Raw genomic sequence first — 9,264 nt, forward strand, 5'->3', positions numbered from 1 at the left:
GGATCCGTAACGACAGGCCCGACTGCGGCATGCAGTCTATTCACGGAAGCAGGACTGCCGGCCATCAAGGGGGATCTTGCAGTGCGCAGATCGAAATATTCCGGATTCGGTGCTGTGCTGGTTTCCGCTACAGCTGTCGCCGCTACGCTCATTCCAGGATCACCGGCGGGTGCAGCGAACGCGGACAGTACCAGTGTGAAAGTGACCTGCTCCGCAAACTATGTTTGCGGGTGGGCGGGCACCTATTTCAACGGGCTTGGCAACAGCACTCATCCGCCCGACGCAACGCAATGCAAGCGAATGCCGATTGGCTACCTGTCGGTAATCAATCAGGCATTTGTGACCGTGCGGCTGTGGACCGGCGCCAACTGCACAGGCACCAGCATCCCGGTGGGCCCCGGAGAGTCAAAAACGGATCTGGGCCAGCCGCGCCGGTGGATGGGCAGCCTCTGAGCTTGACCTTTGACCTCGCTGCGGTGTCGGGGCGGCGCGGGCGGTGACGGGGAGCAGGGAGGCGAGCGACGCACAGCGCCGCACCGGCTGTCCCTGCGGCAGGGAATGGCGCGAGCCGGGAGCTCGCCATCCACGCCCAGCTGGGCATTTTCATCATGCGATTTCCGTCGTCGGTACGCGGCACTGCACTCAGACCAAAGACACTTGCGCGCTCACACGTAATGCCAGGCCCGTATGCGGGGTGCAGTCCCGGCCGTGAAGGCAACAAGCAGGACTCACCACACCGGCAGGCTCTAGCGGCACGCGCCGCCAGAGCCTGCCATAAGAGGGAGAATCGTGGCACTACGCAAGATCATTGCAGTCGCTCTCACGTCACTGGCACTCGCCGGCGCCGGTCTGGCGACCTCGGCATCCGCCGCGCCGACAGCCCCCACCACGAGCGCAACGAGTCTGAGGCCAGTAGCAGTCGCCCCGGCGTCAGCAACCCAGTCTGCGATCGGCACCGAGTCGTCCAGCGCCGCACCGGCGTACATGACTCCTTGTAGCTGGAATAAGTACCCCGCAGGCTATTACCCCGCCGGCGAGTCATGGAACAACTGCACGTCGTGTCAATTCACAGGCGATATCAAGATAGCGTTGGGCATCGCCAAGCAGGCCTACTGCTGGAGGTACAACGGGCTCGATGTACGCCTTTTCCTGTCCGAATACTGACCGACTGCGCAGAGAGTTCGGTCAGGGCCCCGCTCACTGCAGTTCGGCCCGCGCGCAAGACTCCAGTGGCAGCCGCACAATCAAGCGACAGGAGGCCAGGGCGGCGGTTGCAAGTTCCGGGGCAGCGCGGTTGGTCGGGTTGTGACCGGTTGGGGCGCATAGCAGAGCAGGCACGGGCTTCGTGATCATTGTGGTGTCTAAGCCAGATGATCATGAGGTGGCCCGTGCCTGCTGCAACCTCTCCCATCCCTGCCGTGCTGGTGAAACTGAGTCCGCTGGACACCAGCCGGATCGCCGACCTGTGCCCCTACTTCGACTCGGTGCCCGACCCGCGCTCCCGGCGGGGCCGGTGGTACTCGCTGACAGCGGTCCTGCTGGTGTGTGCCTGCGCGGTCGTCTCGGGAGCGAGGAGCATCGACGAACTCGCCGAGTGGGGTCAGCGTGCCCCGAACGCACTCCTGACAGTGATCGGGATCCGCCGCCACTTGCTGAGATGGCGGCACGCTCCGTCACCGACCACGATCGGCCGTGTGCTGGGGGCTGTTGACGGTGACGCCCTGGACCGGGCGGTCGGCGCCTACCTCGCCGACCGGCACCGCGCCGCCACCGAACCCGCCTGGGCGCCGTCGCCTTCCGCATCGGGGCGGCCCCCCGGCGATCGCTGTCGACGGCAAAGCACTCAAGGGATCAGCCCGTCTCACCGCGACGCGCCGGCATCTGCTCTCCGCGGTCACTCACGGCACCGTCGTGGCCCTCGCCCGGGTGGAGATCGGCGCGAAGACGAACGAAACCACACACTTCCGTCCGCTGCTGGAACCCCTGGACCTGACCGGCACCGTCGTCACCTTCGACGCCCTGCACTCGGTCAAGGCGAACATCTCCTGGCTGGTCGAGACCAAGAAGGCCCACTACATCGCCGTGATCAAGACCAACCAGCCCACCGCCTACACCCAACTCGCAGCTCTGCCCTGGCAGTCCATCGCAGTCCAGCACACCGTCTCCGGGACCGGACACGGACGCCACGAGTCGCGCTCGATCAAGACCTGCGGGATCGCCGACGGACTCGGCGGAATCGCCTTTCCCCACGCCCGCCTCGCCATCCGCATCCATCGCCGCCGCAAGCAGACCGGCCGGCGCGAGACCCGTGAGAGTGTCTGCGCCGTCACCAGCCTCGACGCCCATCAAGCCGGGCCCGCCGACCTGGCCGCCGCGATTCGCGGGCACTGGGGAGTGGAGAACTCCTCGCACCACATCAGGGACGTCACCTTCGCCGAGGACGCCTCCACCGTCCACGCCGGGACCGCACCACGGGCCATGGCGACCCTCCGCAACCTCGCCATCGGCGTGCTGAAAACTCTCGGAGCCGACAACATCGCCAAGACCACCCGGGCGATCCGCGACGAGCCCGGGCGGGCACTCCCCATCCTGGGCATCACCGACAACCCGGCAGCTACGAAATTTGATCAAGCCCTGAGCAGACGCAGCTTCGCAGCCCACCCGACCGGGGACCTAAAGGCGACCCGCATCGAAGATGACCCGAATCCAGGAGTCCAAGTGCGATGAGTTTCGTCATGGCTCCTCGTCTGTATCCACAACACGCCATCAACCGCACTCGAGGAGAGCGCCATGACCGCGATCTACACCTGGGACGTCTTTTCCACCCTCGACGGCTACGGCGCCTACGGTCCCGACGGCAACTGGGGCGGCTACTGGGGAAAACAGGGCCCTGACTTCCTTGACAACCGCCTTGCCGTGATCAGCCAGGAGCAGCGGATGGTTCTCGGGACCAACACCTTTCGGCAGTTCGTGGAGCTGCTGGGCCCGATCCCAGAGGCCGACCTCGACCCGGTGAACTCCCGGATGCGAAGCATGCCGACAACGGTGGTGTCGACGACGCTCGCAGGACCCTTCGCCTGGCCGGACGCGACCGTCGTGGCCGGAGACGCCGTTGACGTCGTCGCCCGGCTCAAGAAGGAGTCCGAGGTGCCGTTGCGCTCGCACGGCAGCCTGTCGTTGAACCGGGCGCTCATGGCCGCAGGGCTCGTCGACCGCGTCCAGGTGACCATCTTCCCTGTGATCAGCGGCCAGACCGGGACCGACCCGATCTTCGAGGGCGCGGCCGACTTCGACCTCGAACTGATCAAGAGCCGGACGTTCGACGGCCACACTCAGGAGCTCATCTACCGACCCACCCTGCACACCTGAACGCAACCACGCACTGCACCAGGTCCAGCAGCCGAACCTGCCCCGGCAGTTCTCCCGAGAGCCGACATGCCTCACCTATCAGGAACTTGAACGCGCCCTGACAGGCGGCCGCTCGCCCACACGCCCGGCCGGACGCAGAACCCTGCAGGTGTTGTGGGTCCACAGGACGGTGAAGGCATCAGGCATGCCGTGATCCTATGAACGAGCACTGATCCGTGACGTCTCTGGCCAGCTGGTGACGATGTATCGAGCCGCCGCTGGCCTTCACCTGGGTCGTGCGCGGTACTACCTGACTTCGACCGAGTACGAGGCGCCGGGGAACTCCCATCCGTCGGTGCCTTCCCCGATGTCCTCCACGATGACGTCGTCGACGAAATGGTCCTCGAACTCGTCGTCGTCGAGCTCGCCGGCGAGCCAGAGTTCCTCGATCGCGTCCCAGTTGCCCCGGGTGCCGTCGATCCGCAGCGGCGCGGCGTCCCGGGTGCCGCGTGTGCGTTCGTCGCTTCCGGTCCTGACGACGCCGCTGATCTCGTACTGACCCCGTTTGATGTGGTCCGGGATCGGGTCAGCGGGGACGATCGCGACGTTCTCGTAGGCGGTGTGGATGAGGTCGCGGTAGCCGCGGCGGACGTTGTACTCGGGATCCGACAGCCACTTGAAGAGGGTGTCGGGCCGGACGTCGAGACCGGCGGTTTCCAGGGCTTCGTATCCGCGTCGGGTTCCGGTGAGCTGGGAGAGCTGGGCGTGCCAGTGCTTGGCGTTGTAGGTCGACAGCCGGTGGCGGGGTGTGACCTGGGCGCGCAGGAGGTCGTTGAGGGCGGCGCCGAGGGAGTCGCCGCGGCCGGTAGGGCCGGCCATCAGTCGTCACCCTCGGGGATCATCTCGCCCGGCTGGATGAACTTGGCCTTGACCTCGCCGAAGCCCGTTCCGATCCGGTACGTGTCCGGCGGAGTGTCGGGCGGCGTCCAGAAGACGGCCGCGTCGACGTTGCGCAGCGCGATGAGCGTGTGCCCGTCCTGGACCGCCTTGAAGGCCGCCACCCAGTGCCGCACGGACGCCTCGGCGACCATGCTCATGCGCCAGTCCGGCCGCCAGAACGGGGACCGCTGTTCCTGCCGCTTGGGCCACAGCAGACGCAGCGCGATCGACAGCCGGGTCTTGTAGGCCTTGTACGGCTCGCCGCCGGCCTGGACGAGTTCGGTGCGCGCCCTCCGGGTGGCCTCGTAGAACGGCTTGAACAGCGACTCGTTGGCCTTCCCGGTCCACGAGTCGTGGATGGCCGGCATCACAGCGAGGTGGTCCTCGCGCACGAGCCTCGCGAGCAGCTTGATGTGCGGGGTGGTCACCCAGACGCGGCCCTGCTCGTCGGGCCGGTCAATGATCCGCCCCAGGGGGTGCGGCATGTCGGCGCGCGTCCACTCGGGGATGTCGATGAGGTAGATACCGGCACTGGCCTTGTCGAATGCCTCAAGGGGCCCGGTGTGCAGCAGCTTGTTCGGGGCCAGGGGAACGGCGGAACAGGCGGACGGGTAGGAGCCGTTGCGGTCGATCAGGCACATCACCCCCGCACCGAAGGCGTCCGGCACGTCGAGCCGGTCGCGCCTAACCCGCTTCCCGTTCTCCCGGATAAACGGCACGCGCGTGCTGGTGACGTCGGGATGGACCCAGCGGGGCTCGCCGTCCATGTGCTCACTGATCAGCGGCCACGGACCGCTCTCCCGTGCCTCGATGCCGATGACCGGGATCGGGTGCATCTTGGAGCGGCCGACCGCGTCCTTGAGGATCTTCAACGCGGGGAAGACCGCTGTTGCGGGCTCGTCTTCCTCATCCCCCGGCTGAAGTTCCACCTCTCTGTCTGTGTCGTCTTCGTCGTCCGGGGCGTGGCTGCTGCCCCCGGCGGACTGGTCGGCGGTGACGGCGGGTACGGCGGGGTGGTAGGCGTTCAGTGCGGCGGCGAGGCGACGGCCCTCGTCGGTGTCCGGCAGCTGGGGCGGCGCCGCAGCAACCTCGGCGAGCGACGGCGCAAGCTCGTCGAGGGCGCCCTGGTCACCGTTCGCGAGCGCGGTGCGCAGCGCGGCCAGGACATGGGTGACGGCGGCGGGCAGTCCCTGCCGGGCGCCGGAGGTGTAGGGAAGCGCGGCTTCGGCCAACTCCCGCTCCGCGGCGCTGCCCACTGGACGCGCGGGTTGGTTGCCGGGCGTAGGGACGGTAAGGGCGTTGCCGGCGTCGAGGAAGCGGGCGTGCAGCAGGTCGGGACTCAGGTACGCCGAGCCGATCGTGCCGAAGTCGCGCTCGGCGACCGTCACATGGACCTTGGCAGGGTCCTCGGTCGGCGTGAGCGTCAGCGTGATGTCGGCGTCGAGGAGTCCCAGGAGGGTGGGGTCGTCGCTGTCCACGACGGCCAGTACCGGTACATGCAGGTCGCGGGCGAGGCCGGCCAGGACCTGGGAGGCATCCGGGAGACGGTCTCCGGACAGTGGCAGCCGGGCGCTGTGCGCGGCCTGGAGGCGGTCCACGACCACCAGGGCCAGGCCCTCCATGTGCGGCGCGGTCTCCGCGATGTCCTCGGCCCGCAAGTTGGCGCCGTCATCGATGAGGAGCACGTCGCCCGCCTGGACCAACTGGCGGGCGACCTGCTGCTCGTACTCGGTGAGGCGGCCCTGCTTCAGGCGCGGGTAGTCACCCCCGGTCTCGGCGGAGATGATCCGGCGGAAGATGTCGTCACGGTTCGGCCCGGACGCCGCATACAGCACGGTGCGGCGGTCGACGAGCGCGGTCGTGCGTGCGGCGGCAAGGCCCAGCAGGCTTCCGCCGACGCTCGGTGGGGCCGCCACGAGCGTCAGGCGGCCCGCCTGCAGACCGCCCGTCGCAGCGTCTAGACCGGGCAGCCCGAACGCGGGGCCGCCGACCGAGCCGCCGGTGAGTGCAGACATGGCGTCGCCGAGCGTGGCGAGCCTGCGCGGTGTGCTGCCGCGGTCCTGGTTGCCTGGGCTGGTCACCGCACCTCCTGTGGTCGCCGCGCCGGAGTGCGCGGCTGTGTCGGACAAGGGGGCACTCACGTCGGCGTCGGCGGAGATCAGCACCGCGATGAGCGTGGTGTTGCGCCGGAGTACCTGCGGCTGGCCGTTGGCCGCACGCGTGATGAGATCACCGAGATCCTTCTGCGCCGCGCTCAGCACATGGGACGGGAACGCCCCGGCTTGCCGGGCCGCCGGAAACTGGGCCAGCGGGACCAGAAGGGCGCGATCATCCCGCTTGTGGATCAGGGTCGAGACCCCGTCCTCCTCGGCGCGCTTCACCAGGGCGAAGAGCTCCGCCCGGGCCTCGGTCGCGTTCACCGAGGTCTCGGCCGACGGATTCTGACTCTGACTCACTCACCCTCCCCGGATGTACAATTCACCTCCATGATACCAAATTCCACTATGAAACTTCGAGAGCATCACACTCTTGCACCTGATATTCACTCACTTGCGAGATCTGCTGGCGGGAGTTGACTGGCGTGAAGCGCCCGCCGACGAGCGGCGACAGACACCGCGCGACGAGACGGAGGCCGGGCCACCGGTCCCGGCCTCCGCTCACCCTCGATCACCTCGCCGAGCGATCCCGGTCTCGGGGCCGAGCGAACGGGATGGCCGACCAGGCCTGCTCCAGCACGGCGTTGTGATCCAGGAACTTGTGCCCCTGGAAGAGCGGCCGCAGTGCCGCTCCGTCGTGGCTGGCGCTGGCCCGCAGGACGTCGGCCAGACTGGTGCCGGTAATGGTGACCGCATCCTCGAGTTCCTGGATGGAGGTCACCGTCACCGGCACGGTGGTTGCGGGCATTCCGGCCCGGATGTCAGGGGCGTTGATCTGGTGGAACTGCTCCGCGGTGACCACCATGCCGACCATCTGCCGGTCGCCCGGGATGTGGTCGAACTCGGGATGCGCCCCGGACCGGATGCGGACCGCCGAGTTGTCGACCTGGCGGAAGGCTTTACGGAACTGGTCGTCCAGGATCGTGGTGAAGTCCTTCCCGCCCAGCCGCAGCGCCTCGCCGGGCCGGGTCGACTTGACCTCGACCAGGAGCACCAGGTCGGGGAAGACCACGATCCAGTCGACCGACTTCCCCTTCTGTTTCTTGGCCAGCTGGTACTCCACCTCGGGGTACACCGCGGCGTCGGTCAGGAGGTCAAGTTGGCGGCCTACGTACCGTTCGAACAGATGGCCCACGTCCCGGGTGAAAGGCCTTGCCCCGCTCCGAGTTGTTGTCGTCCCCGGCACAACCGCGGCCCGGCGTCCTCATTCGCGACTACGACCAACAGCAGCCGGGGCACCCCGTCCCTGCCCATACCGACCACCCTACGAAGCAGAAGTGGCCGCCGGGGAGCCCGACGGCCACTGTTTAGACGTCGTCTCATTTGGCTGCCTGGGTAGGCTGTCGGTCGTGGTGGGGATCGTTGAGCGGCTGGTGCCGGATGAGTTGTGGGAGCTGTTCCAGCGAGTGGTGCCGGAGGCGCCGGTGCGGCCTCAGGGCGGTGGCCGTCGTCGGCATGGTGACCGGGAGGTGCTGGCCGCGATCGTGTTCGTGGCCACGTCTGGCTGCACGTGGCAGCAGTTGCCGTCGGCGTCGTTCGGGCCGTCGGGTGCGACGGCCCATCGACGGTTCGCTGAGTGGACGAAAGCCAGGGTGTGGGCCAAGCTCCATCGCCTGGTCCTGGACGAACTCGGCTCCCGCGGCGAGCTCGACTGGTCGCGCTGTGCGATCGACTCGGTGAACATGCGGGCCCTGAAAGGGGGACCTGACGGGCCCGAATCCTGTCGACCGGGGCAAGTACGGCTCGAAGATCCACTTGATCACAGAGCGGACCGGTCTGCCCTTGTCCGTCGGGATCTCGGGTGCGAACCTGCACGACAGCCAGGCCCTGATTCCTCTGGTGAAAGGCATACCGCCGATCCGCTCTCGCCGCGGCCGACGACGGCGCAAGCCGGGCAAGCTCCACGCCGACAAGGGATACGACTACGGCCACCTGCGGCGATGGTTACGGCAGCGCGGGATCACCCACCGCATCGCCCGAAAGGGAATCGAGTCCTCGAAGCGGCTGGGCCGCCACAGGTGGACCATCGAACGCACCATGTCCTGGCTCGCCGGCTGTCGCCGTCTACACCGCCGCTACGAGCGCAAAGCCGAGCACTTCCTGGCCTTCACCAGCATCGCCTGCACCCTCATCTGCTACCGCAGACTCACCAAATGAGATGACGTCTTAGGCGAACCCTGCGGGCCCGGGCTGGCCATAGAGCTCCACGAGGCCCTGGACCCGCTGGCGCCCCATCTGGCTCCAGGGCGCTCGTATCGCTCTCGCCGACGGGCCGTACACGCCTGCCGAACGGGAGACCCTCGCTGCAGTGGGCGCCGCGCTGACGATCTGTGCGGATGATGTGACGCGATTGCTCACGGCGGCGCGGACGCCATCGTGAGCCCCCGGGTGGGCCCGGGCCCCTCGCGCCCTCCCGGCGGGGGGCTGATTCTGCGGCGGGTCGGTGAGGGCTGGTCGCGCGGTTCCCCGAGTCTCTTCCGGGGCGGCGTGCCGTCCGCCGCTTACTCCCCCGGGAGTAATCCGCACCCGCCGTCGCCCCCGGCAGTACGCGTCACCTCGCCCTCCCGCCCGACGAAAGCCGTGATTCTCAGCGGAAGTCTGGGGACCGAAGCAGACGTCACCCGGAGGGAGATCGGTCGATGAGGGCCGGAGAGACAACCGCTACGACGAGGCTGGGGCCGGGGCGCGGGCGAGCCGTTCCATGGGCGGTGCTCGGGCTGTGGATCGCCGTGATCGCGCTCGTCGGGCCGTTCGCGGCGAAGCTCGCCGACGTGCAGCACGACAAGGTCACCGACTACCTGCCGGCGAGCGCGGACTCGAC

Annotated in this window: 8 protein-coding genes and 2 pseudogenes; 7 read left to right on the forward strand and 3 right to left on the reverse strand. The window is 68.0% G+C overall.

Annotated elements, in window-relative coordinates:
• The first annotated feature begins 81 nt into the window (after window positions 1-81).
• From ACIP6U_RS46625 to ACIP6U_RS46640, 4 genes and pseudogenes are all read left to right on the forward strand, one after another.
• Complete coding sequence (locus ACIP6U_RS46625; RefSeq protein ID WP_401729394.1) at window positions 82-453, forward strand: peptidase inhibitor family I36 protein; 372 nt, start codon at window positions 82-84, stop codon at window positions 451-453.
• A gap of 923 nt (window positions 454-1,376) precedes the next feature.
• Window positions 1,377-1,685 (forward strand): annotated as a pseudogene (locus ACIP6U_RS46630) (transposase family protein); the annotation flags it as partial.
• A 28-nt stretch (window positions 1,686-1,713) separates the two neighbouring features.
• Window positions 1,714-2,727 (forward strand): ISAs1 family transposase, encoded by a 1,014-nt coding sequence (locus ACIP6U_RS46635; protein ID WP_401729405.1) that lies wholly within the window; start codon window positions 1,714-1,716, stop codon window positions 2,725-2,727.
• Window positions 2,728-2,790: 63 nt separating this feature from the next.
• Window positions 2,791-3,369 (forward strand): dihydrofolate reductase family protein, encoded by a 579-nt coding sequence (locus ACIP6U_RS46640; RefSeq protein WP_401729396.1) that lies wholly within the window; start codon window positions 2,791-2,793, stop codon window positions 3,367-3,369.
• A gap of 285 nt (window positions 3,370-3,654) precedes the next feature.
• Here ACIP6U_RS46640 and ACIP6U_RS46645 read toward each other — a convergent pair whose 3' ends face one another.
• The 3 genes from ACIP6U_RS46645 to ACIP6U_RS46655 all read right to left on the reverse strand — a co-directional run bounded on the left by ACIP6U_RS46645 (window position 3,655) and on the right by ACIP6U_RS46655 (window position 7,578).
• Complete coding sequence (locus tag ACIP6U_RS46645; RefSeq protein ID WP_401729398.1) at window positions 3,655-4,227, reverse strand: hypothetical protein; 573 nt, start codon at window positions 4,225-4,227, stop codon at window positions 3,655-3,657.
• The gene (locus tag ACIP6U_RS46650) at window positions 4,227-6,743 is read right to left on the reverse strand and encodes a DnaB-like helicase C-terminal domain-containing protein (protein ID WP_401729399.1); all 2,517 of its coding nucleotides are present in this window, start codon (window positions 6,741-6,743) and stop codon (window positions 4,227-4,229) included. Before ACIP6U_RS46650 ends, ACIP6U_RS46645 begins: the two co-directional genes overlap by 1 nt.
• Before the next feature lie 211 nt (window positions 6,744-6,954).
• Window positions 6,955-7,578: a nuclease-related domain-containing protein gene (locus ACIP6U_RS46655; RefSeq protein WP_401729400.1), complete on the reverse strand. Its 624-nt coding sequence runs from the start codon at window positions 7,576-7,578 to the stop codon at window positions 6,955-6,957.
• A gap of 223 nt (window positions 7,579-7,801) precedes the next feature.
• On the opposite strand from ACIP6U_RS46655, the gene ACIP6U_RS46660 reads away from it, so the two are divergent.
• From ACIP6U_RS46660 to ACIP6U_RS46670, 3 genes and pseudogenes are all read left to right on the forward strand, one after another.
• Window positions 7,802-8,600, forward strand: a protein-coding gene (locus tag ACIP6U_RS46660; RefSeq protein ID WP_401729407.1) for an IS5 family transposase whose coding sequence is annotated in 2 segments (ribosomal slippage) — window positions 7,802-8,137 and window positions 8,139-8,600 — 798 coding nt in all. Because the reading frame shifts where the segments join, the coding sequence is not laid out codon by codon here.
• Window positions 8,601-8,606: 6 nt separating this feature from the next.
• A pseudogene (locus ACIP6U_RS46665) lies at window positions 8,607-8,823 on the forward strand (TerB family tellurite resistance protein); the annotation flags it as partial.
• Window positions 8,824-9,082: 259 nt separating this feature from the next.
• Window positions 9,083-9,264: hypothetical protein (locus tag ACIP6U_RS46670; RefSeq protein WP_401729401.1), on the forward strand; the 182-nt coding region annotated here is incomplete at its 3' end.

The organism is Streptomyces sp. NPDC088794, assembly GCF_044750545.1.
Lineage (GTDB): Bacteria > Actinomycetota > Actinomycetes > Streptomycetales > Streptomycetaceae > Streptomyces.

Bases quoted from the DNA above. Each gene is read 5' to 3' on its own strand.
- ACIP6U_RS46640 (WP_401729396.1), top strand. From the start codon at position 2,791: ATGACCGCGATCTACACCTGGGACGTCTTTTCCACCCTCGACGGCTAC.
- ACIP6U_RS46645 (WP_401729398.1), bottom strand. From the start codon at position 4,227: ATGGCCGGCCCTACCGGCCGCGGCGACTCCCTCGGCGCCGCCCTCAAC.